This is a genomic window from Pseudomonas sp. URIL14HWK12:I5 (assembly GCF_900176445.1).
In the GTDB taxonomy this organism is placed as follows: Bacteria; Pseudomonadota; Gammaproteobacteria; order Pseudomonadales; family Pseudomonadaceae; genus Aquipseudomonas; species Aquipseudomonas monteilii.
Map to the genome: position 1 here is coordinate 110,511 of NZ_FWXQ01000008.1, position 16,595 is coordinate 127,105.

At 62.7% G+C, this 16,595-nt stretch carries 12 protein-coding genes; 4 read left to right on the forward strand and 8 right to left on the reverse strand.

Annotation, left to right across the window (positions count from 1 at the left end):
- Positions 1 to 35 precede the first annotated feature (35 nt).
- From B9A31_RS19025 to rfbC, 4 genes are read right to left on the reverse strand one after another with little or no spacing between them, the layout of a single operon-like run.
- The gene (locus B9A31_RS19025) at positions 36 to 491 is read right to left on the reverse strand and encodes a thioesterase domain-containing protein (RefSeq protein WP_019096886.1); all 456 of its coding nucleotides are present in this window, start codon (positions 489 to 491) and stop codon (positions 36 to 38) included.
- Positions 491 to 1,897, reverse strand: a complete 1,407-nt coding sequence (locus B9A31_RS19030; RefSeq protein WP_016714476.1) for a sigma-54-dependent transcriptional regulator — start codon at positions 1,895 to 1,897, stop codon at positions 491 to 493. Before B9A31_RS19030 ends, B9A31_RS19025 begins: the two co-directional genes overlap by 1 nt.
- On the reverse strand, positions 1,894 to 3,708 hold the full coding sequence (locus tag B9A31_RS19035) for a sensor histidine kinase (RefSeq protein WP_084297260.1): 1,815 nt from the start codon (positions 3,706 to 3,708) through the stop codon (positions 1,894 to 1,896). Before B9A31_RS19035 ends, B9A31_RS19030 begins: the two co-directional genes overlap by 4 nt.
- A 42-nt stretch (positions 3,709 to 3,750) precedes the next feature.
- A complete protein-coding gene (rfbC, locus tag B9A31_RS19040; protein ID WP_019096884.1) occupies positions 3,751 to 4,296 on the reverse strand; it encodes a dTDP-4-dehydrorhamnose 3,5-epimerase in 546 nt (181 codons plus the stop codon).
- 278 nt (positions 4,297 to 4,574) lie between these two features.
- Here rfbC and aguA point away from each other — a divergent pair, with 278 nt between their 5' ends.
- Together aguA and B9A31_RS19050 are read left to right on the forward strand one after the other, a co-directional pair.
- Positions 4,575 to 5,681 (forward strand): agmatine deiminase, encoded by a 1,107-nt coding sequence (gene aguA, locus B9A31_RS19045; protein WP_019096883.1) that lies wholly within the window; start codon positions 4,575 to 4,577, stop codon positions 5,679 to 5,681.
- Between the two features lie 205 nt (positions 5,682 to 5,886).
- A complete protein-coding gene (locus B9A31_RS19050; protein WP_019096882.1) occupies positions 5,887 to 6,084 on the forward strand; it encodes a hypothetical protein in 198 nt (65 codons plus the stop codon).
- A gap of 68 nt (positions 6,085 to 6,152) precedes the next feature.
- Here the strand turns inward: B9A31_RS19050 and B9A31_RS19055 are convergent, their stop codons facing one another.
- Positions 6,153 to 8,228 (reverse strand): TonB-dependent receptor, encoded by a 2,076-nt coding sequence (locus tag B9A31_RS19055; protein WP_084297261.1) that lies wholly within the window; start codon positions 8,226 to 8,228, stop codon positions 6,153 to 6,155.
- Between the two features lie 476 nt (positions 8,229 to 8,704).
- Here B9A31_RS19055 and B9A31_RS19060 point away from each other — a divergent pair, with 476 nt between their 5' ends.
- Positions 8,705 to 10,024 (forward strand): OprD family porin, encoded by a 1,320-nt coding sequence (locus B9A31_RS19060; protein WP_016714482.1) that lies wholly within the window; start codon positions 8,705 to 8,707, stop codon positions 10,022 to 10,024.
- 29 nt (positions 10,025 to 10,053) lie between these two features.
- Here B9A31_RS19060 and B9A31_RS19065 read toward each other — a convergent pair whose 3' ends face one another.
- From B9A31_RS19065 to B9A31_RS19075, 3 genes are all read right to left on the reverse strand, one after another.
- Positions 10,054 to 11,721: an FMN-binding glutamate synthase family protein gene (locus B9A31_RS19065; RefSeq protein ID WP_084297262.1), complete on the reverse strand. Its 1,668-nt coding sequence runs from the start codon at positions 11,719 to 11,721 to the stop codon at positions 10,054 to 10,056.
- A 137-nt stretch (positions 11,722 to 11,858) separates the two neighbouring features.
- Entirely contained in the window at positions 11,859 to 13,226 is a 1,368-nt protein-coding gene (locus tag B9A31_RS19070) for an ATP-binding protein (RefSeq protein WP_027610168.1), read from the reverse strand.
- A 1-nt stretch (position 13,227) separates the two neighbouring features.
- The gene (locus B9A31_RS19075) at positions 13,228 to 13,950 is read right to left on the reverse strand and encodes a response regulator (RefSeq protein ID WP_084297263.1); all 723 of its coding nucleotides are present in this window, start codon (positions 13,948 to 13,950) and stop codon (positions 13,228 to 13,230) included.
- A 140-nt stretch (positions 13,951 to 14,090) separates the two neighbouring features.
- Between B9A31_RS19075 and B9A31_RS19080 the strand changes: the two genes are divergently transcribed.
- Entirely contained in the window at positions 14,091 to 16,388 is a 2,298-nt protein-coding gene (locus tag B9A31_RS19080; protein WP_027615948.1) for a TonB-dependent siderophore receptor, read from the forward strand.
- Positions 16,389 to 16,595: the final 207 nt, after the last annotated feature.

A 16,595-nucleotide genomic window follows, 5' to 3' on the forward strand; every position in this document is an offset into this window, starting at 1 on the left:
GTTCGCGGGTAAACCCGCTCCCAAAGGGATCCGCGTTAGCGGTGCAACACGTACTGGCCGCTGAATTTCACGGCAGGCTCGTCACTGCCGACATTGCTCACCGTGGTCTCCAGCGTCAACCGCGCCCGCCCGCGACGCTGGTACATGTTCACGAACCGCTCCCAGGTTTTCTCATCCGGCGCCGTGCAGCGCGCCACCGCTGCGCCGGTAACCGGCAGCGGGTAACTGATCTGCCCCTCCTGGATGACGATATGCCCGTCATCGATCCCCAGCTCACGTAGGCGCAGGTGCAGCCAGCCCCAACCCGCCAGCACCGCGGCGCAGTACAAGCTGCCGCCGAACATGGTGCTCTTGTGGTTGACGTTGGCCGCCAGTGGCAATTGCAGGCGCAGGGTGTGCTGCTGCCAGTCGAGTACTTCCAGCCCCATTTCGCGGGTCAGGGGGATGTCGCCGTGCAGGACGGACTGCAGGTATTGGCTATCGGTGTTCATCAACGGTTGTCCTCATGGTCGTCATGCCCGCCGCTGCCGCCGTCAAAGCTCAAACCGTGCTTGCGCAGCTTGTCGTGCAGGGTCTTGCGGGGGATGCCCAGCGCCTCGGCCAGGCTGCGCATGGAGCTGTGTGGCTGGGCCAGTTCGGCAGCGATCAGCGAGCGTTCGAACTGCTCGACCTGTTCGCTCAGGTTGCCAATCAGCGCTGGTGCTGCGGGTACTGCTGCCGGTGGCGCCTGACCGTCCAGGGCCAGTTCCAGGCCAAGGGCGAAGCGTTCGGCCGCGTTCTGCAGCTCGCGTACATTGCCTGGCCAGTCGTGGCGCAGCAGCACGGCGCGCTGGGCTGGTTGCAGGGTGTGCGGTGGCAGGCCATGACGCTGGCTGGCAGCGTCGGCGAAGTGCTGGAACAGCACCAGAATGTCGTCGCCGCGTTCGCGCAGCGGTGGAATACGCAGCGGTGCCACGTTCAGGCGGTAGTACAGGTCAGCGCGGAAGCGGCCTTGGTCGGCAGACTGGCGCAGGTCTTCCTTGGTCGCGGCGATGATGCGGATGTCCAGCGGGATCAACTGGTTGCCGCCCAGGCGTTCGACTACCCGCTCTTGCAGCATGCGCAGCAGCTTTACCTGCACATCCAGGCTCATGCTCTCGATTTCGTCGAGGAACAGCGTGCCGCCGTTGGCAAACTCGAACTTGCCGATGCGGCGTTTCTGCGCGCCGGTGAATGCGCCCGGCTCATGGCCGAACAGTTCGCTCTCGACCACCGACTCGGCCAGCGCGCCGGCATTGATTGCCACGAACGGCCCCTCGCGGCGGCTGGACAGATCGTGCAGGGCGCGGGCCACTACTTCCTTGCCTGCGCCGGTTTCACCCAAAATCAGCACATCGGCGCGGGTACCGGCCAAGGCGCCGATTTGTTCGCGCAGGCGCAGCATGGACGGCGAATGGCCTACCAGCCGGGTGGCCAGTTGCTGGCGGTCGCTCAGCGCCAGGCGCAGGCTGCGGTTGTCCAGCACCAGGCGGCGCAGCGCCAGGGCGCGGCGTACGCTGTCGAGCAGGGCGTCTGTGGCAAAGGGTTTTTCCAGAAAGTCATAAGCCCCGGCGCGCATCGCCTGCACCGCCAGCGGTACATCGCCGTGGCCGGTAATCAGCAGCACCGGTAGCTCACTGTCGCGGCCATGCAATTGCTCCAGCAGTTGCAAGCCATCGATGCCGGGCATGCGAATGTCGCTGACCACCACGCCGGGCCAATCGGCCTCGATACGGTCGGCCAGGCCTTGGGCATCGGCCAGGGCGACCACCTTGAGGCCGGCCAGGTCCAGGGTCTGGCTCAGTGCCTGGCGCAGGTGCGGGTCATCGTCGACCAGGATGACCTGGGCTCGGTTGTCGATCAGTGTCTCGGTGGTCATGCCGAGGTGTCCTCCGAATTGGGCAAAGTAGCGCCAGGCGCGGCCACGCGCAGCTGCAAGGTCAGCAGCGCGCCCCCTTCCGGGTGGTTGGCCAGCAGCAGTTCACCGCCCAGGGCACGCATCAGGCTTTCACAGATGGCCAGGCCCAGGCCCAGGCCCTGGGTGCGGGTCTTGGTGGTGAAGAATGGCTCCTTGGCGTGCTCCAGGGCCTGGCGGCTGAAGCCAGGGCCGTTGTCGCGGATGTACAGGTAGACGCAGTCATCGCGTTGCTCGGCACTTAGCCACAAGCGGCGCGGGTTGGCTTTTTCGGTCAGGGCGTCGAGGGCGTTGGCCAGCAGGTTGCCCAATACCTGACGCAGGCGGGTTTCGCCGGCTTGTACCCACAAGGTGGCCTCGGGCAGGTCGCGGATCAGTTCCACGGCCATGGCCCGGCGGCGCTTGGCCAGCAGCGCCAGGGCATCGTCCAGAGCAGGCTGCAGGGCTACGCTCTCCGGGGCGTGCCGGTCGCGGCGGGCGAAGGCACGCAGGTGGGCGATGATCGAGGCCATACGCCCAGTCAGTTCGCCAATCAGCTTGAGGTTGTCGCGGGCGTCTTCGGTGCGTTGGTGGTCGAGCAGGATCTCGGCGTTTTCCGCGTAGCTGCGAATGGCCGCCAATGGCTGGTTCAGCTCATGGCTGATGCTGGCCGACATGGTGCCGAGAACCGACAGCTTGCCGGCCTGCACCAGTTCGTCCTGGGCACGCACCGCTTCCTGCTGGGCGTTCTCGCGCTCCAGCACGGCGCTTTTGAGGCGGGAGTTGAGGCCTTCGAGGTCGGCAGTACGTTCGGCCACACGCTTTTCCAGCTGCTGGCGGCCACGGGCCTCGAAGTCGATACGGTCGATGTAGTGGCGGCGCCGCTGCATCACCAGCCCGGCCAACAGCATCACCACCAGCAGGGTGCCTGCGCCGATGGCCATTACCGTCTGTACCGAACGGTCGACCAGTAGGCGAGGGGCGAGAATGCTCACTTGCCAGCCGGTTTCCTTGATATCGCGGGTCTGGGTGATCCAGGCTTGCGGGTTGAGCACCAGCGGTTGCGGTGCCTGGGTCGGGTAGGGCTGGATGGCGATGATGGCCTGGCGTTCGGCTTCGGTCAGCACACGGGTAGCGCGGAAGCGCCAGTCAGGCCGCGAGGTGAGGATGACCACGCCATTGTGGTCGGTCAGCAACAGCTGCTCGGGGGTGCGGCCCCAGAGGGTCTCGGTGTGGTCGAGGTCAACCTTCACCACCAGCACGCCAACGACACGCTCACGGTCCCGCACGGCGGCGGCAAAGAAGTAGCCGCGTTTGGCCGAGGTGGTGCCCTGGCCGAAAAAACGGCCCAAGTGGCCGGCCATGGCTTCGTTGAAGTAGGGGCGGAAGGCGAAATTGCGGCCGACGAAGCTGTCGTGCTTGTCCCAGTTGGAGGCGGCCAGGGTGTTGCCGCTGATGTCCATCAGGTACATCACCTCGGCGCCGGTCTGCTGCACGATGTCCTTGAGTAGTCGGTTGGCGTTGGTTACTGCTTCCAGGCGGAACGGGTCGGCCAGTACACCCCGCAGCGCCGGCAGGTCGCCAAGGATTTGTGGCAGGGTCTCATAACGGTGCAGGGTGCCGAGCAGGTTGGCGACGTACAGGTCGAGGGTCTGGCGGTTCTGCGAGGCCAGCTCATCCTGGTAGTAACGCTCGGCCAGGTGGTGCAGGGGCCACAGGAGCGGGGTCAGACACAGGGCCAACAGGGCCAGGCTGCGCCAGCGGGGACGGCGTGGGGGCGTGGGTTTTGCAATCATCACGTAAATGCGCCAGAAAAGTCTGGCGCAATTATGCGCTAGTTAAGGCAGCAGTTCCGCCTCTGCCAGTGGCAGGCCGACCTTGTCCTTGTCTGATAACACCGGCGGTTGCTGCAGCCCCCAGTTGATTGCCAATTGTGGGTCGTCCCAGCGGATGCAGCGGTCGGCGTCCGGGTTGTAGTAGTCGGTGGTCTTGTAGAGAAACTCGGCCGACTCGCTCATTACTGCAAAGCCATGGGCGAAGCCGGGTGGAATCCACAGTTGACGGTGATTGTCGGCCGACAGGTGCACGGCGACCCATTGGCCGAACGTTGGCGAGCTTTTGCGCACGTCCACGGCGATATCACGGATTTCCCCCTGCACTACGCGCACCAGTTTGCCTTGGGTGTTTTTTACCTGGTAATGCAGCCCGCGCAGTACGCCCTTGATGGAGCGTGAGTGGTTGTCCTGGACGAATTCGGCATTCACGCCGGTTTGCCGTGCGAACTCACGCGCGTTGAATGCTTCGAAGAAAAAACCACGGCTGTCACCGAAAACCTTCGGCTCGATGATCAGTACTTCAGGGATTGCAGTAGGAATGATGTTCATAGCGGCTCGCTGGCCCGTTGCCCAAGTATTGACCCTAGTCGGCCCCGCCGGATTTTTCCGCCGGGAGCTGTAACAGGGTGCATAAGGTGTGGCTATGGTAGACGTCAGGCTGTTATCGGCACCAGACATGGGCAAATTAGGTTCGATTGTTATCGATACAAATTTGTCATTTCAGCGGAAATGTCCCGACTGCCGGGCTTTAAATGTCGATATATATCGGTTATAAATTCACAAACGCCCCAGCACAGTCCGGCTCAGGGCCATCACAGAGGTCACCCATGAAAACCCTCAACACCACGCCCCGTGCCGATGGTTTCCACATGCCCGCCGAATGGGCCCCGCAAACCCAGGTGTGGATGGTCTGGCCGGAGCGCCCGGACAACTGGCGCCTGGGCGGTAAGCCTGCCCAGGCAGCCCACGTCACCTTGGCCAAGGCCATTGCCCGCTTCGAGCCTGTGACCGTGGCAGCCTCTGCCGGCCAGTACGAAAATGCCCGCCGCCAGCTCGACCAGCCGAACATTCGTGTGGTTGAAATCAGCAACGATGACGCCTGGGTGCGTGATACCGGCCCGACCTTCGTCATCAACGACCAGGGTGAGGTGCGTGGTGTGGACTGGGGCTTCAATGCCTGGGGCGGCTTCGATGGCGGCCTGTATGCACCCTGGAACCGTGACGAGGAACTGGCCGCCAAAGTGCTGGAGATGGAGCGCTGCCAGCGCTACCACACCGAAGGCTTCGTGCTTGAGGGCGGCTCGATTCACGTGGACGGCGAAGGCACCGTGATCACCACCGAGGAATGCCTGCTCAACCGTAACCGCAACCCGCACCTGAACCGCGAGCAGATCGAAGCGGTGCTGCGCGACCAGCTGGCGGTCGACACTGTGGTGTGGCTGCCGGATGGCCTGTACAACGATGAAACCGACGGCCACGTCGACAACTTCTGCTGTTACGTGCGCCCAGGTGAAGTGTTACTGGCCTGGACCGATGATTCCAACGACCCCAACTATGCGCGCTGCCACGCGGCCATGGAGGTGTTGAAGAACACCCGTGACGCCAAGGGCCGTGAGTTCATCGTGCATAAAATGCCGATTCCAGGCCCGCTGTTCGCCACGGCTGAAGAATGTGCCGGTGTCGATCACGTGGCTGGCAGCCAGGAGCGTGACCCGTCGGTGCGCCTGGCCGGTTCGTATGTGAACTTCCTGATCGTCAACGGGGGCATCATCGCGCCAAGCTTCGATGACCCGGCGGATGCCGAAGCCAGGGCGATCCTGGCGAAGATCTTCCCCGACCACGAGGTGGTGATGATCCCGGGTCGTGAGCTGTTGTTGGGCGGTGGCAACATTCACTGCCTGACCCAGCAGCAGCCGGCGCCGGTCAAGCGCTGAGCGCGGCGCGAATGAAGAGGCCCGTCATGTACGGGCCTTTTTTTCGGGCGACGTTCGGAGGTCCGTGCTGGCATAGGTTTTGTATTGTTTTCAAATGGATAGCCAAATGGATAGCCAAACGGATAGCCCGGCCAGGCCGCGCTCTCGGAGCTGTAACAATACTTACGTAAATTTGCCGTTCACGGGCCAGGGAGTACGTGTAGAAATGAACGCAGCAAGTGAGTCGGCATTGCGCCCATCGGCAGTGAATCACCAATCGCTCAAGCGGGTTGCGAAGTGGTTGAAGCACCATGGAAGCAACAAGGTCAGGACGACCGACCCACAACGGCTGCTTGCAGGGCGCTACCCCCAGGGGCTGATCAGCGATGCAGAAATGCAGGCGTTGATGGGGGTGTGGCACTGATCGATCGCTTAAACCTGTGCCGGCCTCTTCGCGGGCGCGCCCGCGAAGAGGCCGGCACAGGTTTAAGATCAGAAGCTGTAACTACCCGTCACCACCAGGCTGCGTGGATCCCCCACCATGATCTGCGCAGCACTGGTCGCCGAGCTGTAGTAGGTCTTGTCGGCAATGTTGCTCAACGCCGCCCGCACATCCCAGTCATGGGTGCGGTACCCCGCCAGCGCATCCCAGCGGCCATACCCCGGCAGCACCGTGGTGTTCTGGTTGTCCGCGTAACGTTCACCCACCAACGTCAGCCCGGTTTCGGCATACCAGCCCAGTTCCGGTTTCCAGGTGATGAACAGGCTGCCATTGCGCTTGGCCACATCGTTGATGCGGTTTCCTTCCTGGCCGTTGTTGTCCTTGACGATGATGGCGTCCTGCAGGCCGATGCCGCCGCGTACATACCAGTTGCCGGCGATGTTGCCGGTGGCGGTCAACTCGATGCCGCGTGAACGCTGCAAGCCGCTGAGCAGGATGTTGTTAGGGTTTTCCGGATCGCGGGTGCGGCGGTTGTACAGTTCCAGCTCGTAGACGGCCAGGGTGGTGGTCAGGCGTTGGTCGAGCCAGTCGCTTTTCACCCCGATTTCTTTCTGGCGAGTCTCTTCCGGCTTGGCGTCGTTGCCGTTGCCCGGTGCATTCGGGGTGATGCCGATCAGGCCGCCGCCCACCGGCGAGAAGGTCTTGCTCCACGAGGCGTAGAACGAATGGTCACGCCATGGCGTGTAGACCACGCCCAGGCGCGGGCTGGTGCCGTTGCTGTCCTGCGGTTCGCTTATGCCATCCTTGTTGGTGGTTTTCACGTCGAACCGGTCGAAGCGCACGCCAGCCAGGATTTGCCATTGATCGTTCAGACGGATCTGGTCTTGCAGGTAAAGGCCACGGCTATCGACCACGGTGTGATTGTCACTCGACAGCACCAGCTTGCCATTGTGCTGCTGGTTGCTGCCGGGTTTGCCCAAGCCCGGAAGTGGCTGACTACCGGCGGTATACAGCACCGGGTCACGCTTCTGGTTACCGATCTCCAGGCCCAGCAGCAACTTGTGCTCCAGCCCCAAGGTATCGAAGTCGCCCTCAGCCTCCAGGTTGTTGAACAGGTTGCGGGTATTCAGGTCCTGCTGCCAGCGCTGGCGGGTCAGGATATGGGTGCCGGGGTTGTAGCCCGTGACATAGGTGTTGTCGAACTCACTGTCGAGCTTGAACAGACCCAGGGTGTGGCGCAGCTGCCAGGTTTCGTTCAGCTGGTAGTTCAGGCGTGAGCGCAGGGACTGGGCGCGGTCATCGATGTAGTCGCGCTGGTCGCCGTACGTGGTACCGCGGCTGACGTCGGCCGGGCGACCGTTGACCCCGGGGATGCCACGGTCGGGCGTGCGGTTGTACCGGCTGTATTCGTACTGCACCAGCCAGTTCAGGTCGGGGTTGATCTGCCAGCTGATCGACGGGGCGAACAGCTGGCGGCTGCCGTCGATCCCGTCGCGGAAGCTGTTGTTGTCCTGGTTGCCCATGTTCAGGCGCAGGCTGACGGTGTCGCTGGGGTCGGTGCTGAGGTCGGCATACAGGCTGCGCAGGTCTTCGCTGCCGGCCTGTGCTTCGATGGTCGAGCGGCGGCCAGGTTCTGGCGCCTTGCTGACCCGGTTGACGATACCGCCCTGGCTGCCACGGCCATACAGCACTGCCGCTGGCCCTTTCAGTACCTCGACCCGCTCGATGTTGTGCAAGTCGCGGATGTACTGGCTGTCGTCGCGAATGCCGTCCAGGTAGAAGTCGTTGCTGGCCTCGAAGCCACGAATGCGCACGCTGTCGAAACGGGTGTCGGCGCCACTGCTGACGTTGGGGATGCCTTCCAGCGCCTTGCCCAGGGTGTTACTGCCGTAGTCCAGCACGTTGGCGGTTTTCACCGTGTCGATTGCCTGAGGCACGTAACGCACTGGCGTTGAGGTTCGGGTGGCGGTGCTTACCTCTTTGACACGCGGGTTGTCCTTCTCGCGCTCGCTGTCGGCGGTAACCGACGACTCCGGCAGCGTGGTGGTGGCGGCACTGGCCAGGCTGGCGCTGAACAGCAGCGACAGGCCAAGCGTGAGGGGGGAAAGGCGGCAGGGTACAAGCATGGGCACATCCGGACCGGGCAGGTGAAAAAAGAGGTGCGAATGGTAATGCTTGCTATTTGCTCTTGCTTGGGTATTTGTAAAGGCTTGTCTTTACATATGTGTCTTTTTGTAACGGGTTCCTCTGCTGCGAAATCACCCTTCGCAGGGAATTTGTCCGTTCGATCAAAAGGCCTTTTCCGGCACAAGATAAATTGCCCACTGATAGCGCAAAGAGGCGTGAAAATGCACCAGACCTACCGGTCATTTTGGTTATATCAACCTGTATTTCACGAGTTTTTGACATTTGTAATCGCACACGGCTAGGATTCGGCCAACGCCTGCTGGCCATGATCTTGGCCAAGCTGCTGCCAAGGGCCGCCGTGTACTTACCGGCAGGCCCGCCAGGCTGGATCCGCATAGCGTCGAACCTACGAAGGGGCGTTGGTTCCTGGCGTCATAGTGCAGAGCGTTTTTGATTAAGAAATAAGGAAAACAACATGTTGAAAACCAGGATCAGCCTGGTCGCCCTGGCGATGATCGCCGCGACCCAGGCACAGGCCAATGACCAGGCCGACAGCAAGGGCTTCATCGAGGACAGCCACGCCAACGTCCTTCTGCGCAACGCCTACATCAACCGCGACAAGAAGCACGGCACCGACGACCAGATCGAATGGGGCCAGGCGTTCATCGGCACCTTCAACTCCGGTTTCACCCAGGGCACCGTTGGCGTCGGCGTCGATGCATTCGGCCTGTACGCTGTTCGCCTTGATGGCGGCAAAGGCCACAACGGTGGCGGCGGCGTCGACTTCTTCAAGCCGCACGAAACCACCAACGCCGAAGGCAACGCCAGCTCGCCGCACAACCTGGCCCGCGCCGGTGCAGCAGTGAAATTCCGCATCTCCAACACCGTGCTGAAGTACGGTGACCAGATGCCGGCCCTGCCAGTGCTGCAATACGACGACGCGCGTCTGCTGCCAGAAAGCTTCACCGGTACCCTGATCACCTCCAAAGAGATCCAGGGCCTGGAACTGAACGCCGGTCGCTTCACCCAGGAAGCGCGCAAAAGTGCCGAGCGCCGTGACGGTGGTGGCCTGAAGTCGATCAACGTCTTCGGTGGTAGCTACAAGTTCACCGACAACTTCACCGCTTCGCTGTACACCGCCGACAACGAAGACGTGATGAAGAAGCACTACCTGGGCTTGAACTACGTCTTCCCGATTGCCAGCGACCAGTCCCTGACCCTGGACTTCAACGGCTACAAGTCGGACATCGACAAGCAGTACGTCCAGGCTGCCGGCCTGAACGGCGACTCCAACACCATCTGGAGCCTGGCTGCCACTTACGCGTACGGTGCACACTCGTTCACCCTCGCCCACCAGCGCAGCACCGGCAGCACTGGCTACAACTACGGCTTCTACCAGAACGCCGGTGGCGTGGGTGACGGTGGTTCGACCATCTACCTGGCCAACTCGTACTGGTCTGACTTCAACGCCGAAGACGAGCGCTCCTGGCAGCTGGGCTATGGCCTGGACTTCGGTGCCTACGGCATCCCGGGTCTGACCTACAAGCTGGCCTACGTCGTGGGTGACAACATCAACACCCGCAACGTCGCCAACCCGCAGGGCTTCGGCGAAGGTAAAGAGCGCGAGATCTTCAACCAGATCCGTTACGTGGTGCAGGACGGCCCGGCCAAGGACCTGTCCATCAAGCTGCGTAGCTCGTTCGTGCGTACCAACAACGCCGTGCAGCAGAACGGTTACAACGACGACGGCAACGAAGTCCGCGTATTCGTTGAATACCCGATCAGCATCTTCTGATCCTGTTCTGATGTATCAACAGCCCTGGCTTATGCCGGGGCTGTTTCTTTCCGCCGCACGGGTTTTGCCACTGCGGACATCACGTCTGCACTTTCTGGTGCAAAACTGTCACTGCGTGCCATCTGCCACATCCGCGCATAGAACTCGCTTTCAATCGAGCCACTGAGCAATTCGCCCGGCTTGAGGAAGGTGTGCAGGTCCGAGAAAAGCCCGATTTCGCTGGAGCTGATGCGCCGTGCCAGGTGCTTGGGCTTGAGCTCCGAGGGGTGTTCCAGACCTGCCGCCGCCAGCATTTCGGCCAGTGCATGCAGTGTGTTGCGGTGGAAGCTGGCTACCCGTTCGGCCTTGTCTGGCACCACCAGGGCGCGCTGGCGCAGCGGGTCTTGCGTGGCCACGCCGGTCGGGCATTTGTTGGTGTGGCAGCTCTGCGACTGGATGCAACCAATGGCGAACATGAAGCCACGTGCTGAATTGACCCAGTCCGCGCCGATGGCCAGTACGCTGGCGATGTCGAAGGCACTGACGATCTTGCCCGCCGCACCAATGCGAATGCTGGAGCGCAGGTTCAGGCCGACCAGGGTGTTGTGCACGAACATCAGGCCTTCACGCATGGGCACGCCCATATTGTCGCTGAACTCGCGAGGTGCCGCGCCGGTACCGCCTTCCTTGCCATCCACGACGATGAAGTCCGGGGTGATGCCGGTGGCCAGCATGGCCTTGGCGATGCCCATGAATTCCCACGGGTGGCCCAGGCAAAACTTGAAGCCGACGGGTTTGCCACCCGACAGCTCACGCAGGCTGGCAACGAACTGCAGCAATTCCACTGGTGTGCGGAAGGCGCTGTGCGCTGCCGGCGAGATGCAGTCCTCGCCTACGCGCACACCACGGGTCTCGGCAATTTCGGGGCTGACCTTGTGCCCTGGCAAGATGCCGCCGTGGCCTGGTTTAGCACCTTGGCTGAGCTTGATCTCGATCATCTTCACTTGCGGCGAGCGGGCTTGTTCGGCGAAGCGTCGAGGGTCGAAGCGGCCGTCCTCGGTGCGGCAACCGAAGTAGCCGCTGCCGATCTCCCAGATCAGATCACCGCCATGTTCGCGGTGGTACGGGCTGATGCTGCCTTCGCCGGTGTCATGGGCAAAACGGCCCATGCGCGCACCCCGGTTAAGGGCGGCGATGGCGTTGGCGCTGAGTGCGCCGAAGCTCATGGCCGAGATGTTGAAGATCGAGGCCGAGTAAGGCAGGCGGCATTGCGGCCCGCCAATGGCGATGCGGAACGATGCCGGGTCTGGCGTAGCCACTGGCAGCATGGAATGGCTGATGAACTCGAAGCCGGGCTTGTAGGCGTCGTTGAGCGTGCCGAAGGCTTTCTCGGCGCTTTCGTTCTTGGCGCGGGCGTACACCAGCGAGCGCTGCGAGCGGGAGAACGGCAGTTTGTCGTCGTCACCCTCGATCAGGTACTGGCGGATTTCCGGGCGGATGGTTTCGATCAGGTAGCGGATGTTGCCCAGAATCGGGTAGTTGCGGCGCACGGCGTGGTGGCTCTGGCGCAGGTCGTTCAGCCCGACCAGGCTGAGCAGTGCGGTGATCAGCGTTAGTGGCCAGAGCCAGGCATGCTGGGGCAGCAGTGGCAGGCTGGCGAAGGTGAACAACAGGCAGATGGCGAGGCAGGCGTAGCGGCTGGGCAGAGAGCGTTTCATGGGTCCATCGCAGTCAGGATGACCGGGCATAGGATAGGCAAAGGCGGGCAGGGGAAAACCTGGGTAATCGGTAAAAGACTGTTACCTGATTGCGTATTCCAGAGCGTTCGCGGTCCCCTGTAAGACCGCGTCTGCCTTTAGATGGGCAGCAGTATGCTGACCCGCAACCCACCGCCTTCACGATTTGCCAGCATCAGCTCCCCCCCATGGCTGTTGGCAATCCGTTGGGCAATGCTCAACCCCAACCCATACCCACCGGATGCCTGGTTCCGCGACCCTTCACCGCGCACGAACGGGTCGGTGATGGTCGCTAGCAGCGCTGGCGCAATCCCTGGCCCACGGTCATCGATATGGATGAACACCCCCGTGGTAGCCCGTTCCAGTGTGACCGAAACGTCCTTGGCGTATCGCAGTGCATTCACCAACAAGTTCTGCAGGCAGCGCTGCAGCAGCAGGGCATCGAGTTGTGAATGACCCGCTTGGCCATGCACCGGTAGCGGTTCTTCAGGGGTAGCCAGTTCGGCGCACTGGCGTGCCACCAGCCGGTCCAGGTCCACTAGCTGCAGGTTCAACTGCTCCCCTGCGCGCAGGTAGTCGAGTACCTGGCCGATCATGTCGTCCATCTGCGTTATGTTCTGCCGCAGACGCTGTCGGTGCTCATCGTCGGGCAGGCGCTCCAGGCGCAGGCGCATGCGGGTCAGCGGGGTACGCAGGTCGTGAGACACGGCGGCCAGGAAATAGGCCTTGTCGTTGACCATGGCAATCAGGCGTTGCTGCATGGCATTGAAGGCCTGGGCAGCCTGGCGCACTTCCTCCGGGCCATCCAGTGCCAAAGGCGCTTGCTCAAGGTTGCTACCCAGGCCACGTGCGGCATCGGCCAAGCGCCGCAAGGGGCGCAAGCACAGGCGTACGGCTATCAGGCACACCAGCAACACCGCGACGATGCGCAGTGCATACACCCGCAACAGGTAATCGCTGATCAGCACCCAGGCCGACTCGCCGCTCCAGCCTTGCAGTTCCTGGCCGTCGATGGTCAGCCAATGGCCGTCTGCCAACGGCACCGCGAACTGGATATGCGCCTGGGCCGTGCGCAGCCCGAACAGGCTGCGCCAGACGATTGGCTGGCCCAGCTCATCGGTAAGCTGCACCTTTATCAGGCGCACGTCCTGAGCATGCCCCAGTTCGTATTTGAGGGCCTGATGCAGCAACAGCTCCACACGCCTGCGCCCGCGGCGCTCGTCATGCGCTGGTGTGGGCAAGGTTTCGCTGCAACGCAGGTGGTAGTGGGGGGGGACCTGCAACGTGCCAGCGGGGCAGTCGGCCTGGGCAATGAGCGGTGCACTGCGTGCGGCGATCAACCGAATGGGGGCTTCGAGTACCTGGGCGAAACGCACATCGAACCAGATACTGCTCGACATCAGCTGGATCACCAACGTACCGCTGACCATGATTAGCAGCAGTTGGCCAAACAAGGTACGTGGCCACAGGCGGCGAAGCCAGCGCATGTCAGGCATCCGCCACGTTACTGGCGATACTCAGCAGGTAGCCTTCATTGCGGATGGTGAGTATTTGCGCGGCACCTGTCGGTGCACGGCGCAGGTGTTGGCGCAGGCGGCTGACGCACATGTCCACCGAGCGGTCATCGGGCAGGTGGTCGCGGCCGAACGCACTGCGGGTCAGCTGGTCGCGCGAAACCACCCGGTTGTTGGCTTCCAGCAGTTCGCGCAGCACGCGGTAGTCGGAGCGTGGCAGGGTCAGGGTTTCGCCGTCGGGGCGGGTGAGCAGGCGCTTCACATGTTCCAGCCGGAAGCCCGCGAACAGTTGGGCATCGACCACGGCAGGCGCTTCGACAGAGGGCTCCAGCCGTTGCGGGCGCCGCAGCACGGCCTTGATCCGGGCGATCAGCTCACGCGGCTCGAAAGGCTTGGCCAGGTAGTCGTCGGCGCCTACTTCCAGGCCGATGATGCGGTCCAGGGTGCTGCCCTTGGCCGACAGCATGATCACCGCCAGCCCCGGGGTGGCTTGCAACTGGCGGCACAAGCTAAGGCCCTCTTCGCCCGGCAGCATCAGGTCGAGCACCACCAGCTCCACTTTGTGCCGGGCCAGCTGGTCGCGCATTTGCTCGCCGTCGACAGCCGCCAGCACGTGGTAGCCGGCATCGGTCAGGTAATCACAAAGAAGTTCGCGGATCTCGTCGTCATCGTCGACAACCAGCAGGGTCGTGCTCATGCGGAAAAACACCTGTTTGGTGAGGGCCTGTGGCGCTCGTTACCTTCAATTACATCCCCGTACATGTCGGGTCTGGAGCCCGGAGGGCCGATCCCTAGAATCCTAACAAAAAATCATCTGCAAATACGAAGCCTTCCCAAATGAATCCCATGAGCATCCCGCAAGCTTTCACCCCCATCAGCCGAAGCGGTAGCCGCATCAAGCCGCTGGCCTTCTTCGTCGCCGTCGCCATTAGCGGTGGTGCCATGGCGGCCGACAGTGAACCCCTAGAGCTGGACGCCACGCAGATCGAAGACAGCGCGTTGCTACCCGCCGACGATGCGGGCCAACTGGGCTACACAGTCGAGAGCACCCGCAGCTCCACCGGCCTGGCGCTGACGCCGCGACAAACGCCACAGTCGGTCACCACCATCACCCGCCAGCAGATGGATGACCGCGACATCCACACCATCGAGCAAGCGCTGGAAACCACGCCGGGTGTAACGGCCAACAAGTCCGAAGTGGGTGGGCGTACCGACTACCGTGCCCGTGGTTACTCGATCAGCAACTGGAAGGTCGATGGCCTGCAGACCCAGGGCGGCTCCGACTTCAGCGGCAGCGGCAACGCGCTGAACATGGACCTGTACGAGCGCATCGACATCGTGCGCGGCGCCAACGGCCTGCTGGGCGGCACCGGCGACCCCTCGGCCACCGTCAACCTGATACGCAAGGCCCCCACCAAAACCTTCGGCGGCAGCGCCTACGCCACCTACGGCAGTTGGGACAAACGCCGCCTGGGCGCCGACCTCAACCTGCCGCTGTCCGAAGACGGCCGCCTGCGTTCGCGCTTCGTGATGACCCAGCAGGACGCCAACTCGTTCCGCGACAACCAGTCCGAGCGTTCCCGCGCCGCACTGGCCAACTTCGAATTCGACCTGGACGACGCCACCACCCTCGGTGCCGGCTACCAGTACGAGTACAACAAGGTGGTAGGCGGCGGCTGGGGCGCAAACATCCCGATCTGGTACCGCGACGGCAGCAAGACCGACCTGCCACGCAGCACCAACGTGGTACCCAGCTGGAGCTTTGGCGAGTACACCACCCGCACCGCGTTCGGTTCGCTGGAACACCGCTTCGACAACGACTGGACACTGGACCTGAAAGCCGCCCAGGCCACTACCGAAGCCCTGAACCACCGTGGCCTGGCCAAGGTCAACTCGGCCGGACGCGGCACCTATGGCGGCTACTGGGACCAGGACGGCAGCGGCGCCGTGCTCAACGGCCTGCACAGCTCCAGCGACACCACCCAGCAGTCGGCCCAGATCGACCTGTCCGGCCCGTTCCAGCTGTTCGGCCGCACCCATCAGGCCATGGTCGGCTACAACGACAGCCGCACCGTGGGCTGGTCGCCGGAGTACACCTGCACCATGGTTGGCGGCGGCACGGCCAGCGCGCCTGCATTGGGCTGCCAGTTCCGCGCCAACAATGGCTTCCCGCTGACCGACTGGCGCAATGGCGTGGATGACGACTACGACATCATCGCCTCACGCACCGGCCGCCACAGCAAGACCACCACGCGCTTGCAGGGCATGTACGCTGCCACTCGCCTGAGCATCACCGACCCGCTGTCGGTGATCGTCGGCGTGCGCACCAGCAACTATTCCTCTGTCACCCGCAGCGTGGCCGGTGCACGTAGCAGCCAGGAAGAAAACGGCATCGTCACCCCCTACCTGGGTGCGGTGTACGACCTCAACGACAACTACTCGCTGTACGCCAGCTATACCGACATCTTCACCCCGCAAACGTCTGAAACCAGCAGCGGCAGCAAGGTGGAGCCGATTCGTGGTCAAAGCTACGAAACCGGTATCAAGGGCGAGTGGTTCGACGGCCGCCTGAACGCCTCTGCGGCGTACTTCCGCACCAAGCAGGAAAACAAGGCGGTGCTGGACGGCGACCTGACCACCCCGACCGGTGGCAACGCCTACAAGGCCGGTTCCGGCCAGGAAACCGACGGTATCGACCTGGAAGTCGCGGGCGCCCTGACCCCCAACTGGAACGTCTATGCCGGCTACACCTACCTGCACTTGCGCCGCGTCGACAGCGACGGTCGCAGTGATCCATCGCACCTGTTCAAGGCCTCGACCACCTACCGCCTCAGCGGCCCGCTCGACCGCCTGACCCTGGGTGCCGGTGTGACCGCGCAAACCAACATCCGCGCCATCTCCAGCCCGGCTGGCCAGCCCACCAATGGTGTGAGCAACGGTGCTACCGACGTGAACTGGTCCGGTTATGCCATCTGGAATGCCATGGCCAAGTACCAGCTGACCGACGACACCAGCGTCAGCGTTAACGCCAACAACCTGTTCGACAAGCACTACTACACCCAGTACGGGTTCTATGCCGGGGCGATTTATGGTGACCCGCGTAACCTGTCGTTGACCGTTAGTACGGCGTTCTGATCAATACTGCCTGGGGCTGCTTCGCAGTCCATCGCCGGCAAGCCGAATGCATGGGAGCAGCTTTCTTGTGCTGCTTGTGCCGGCTTCTTCGCGGGTAAACCCGCTTCCACAGGGTCAGTGCTTACCTCAAGGCATGCGCAATCCCTGTGGGAGCAACTGTCTTGCACAAAGTCTGAAAGCTGGTGCGATCACTGTGGGCGGGCTTGT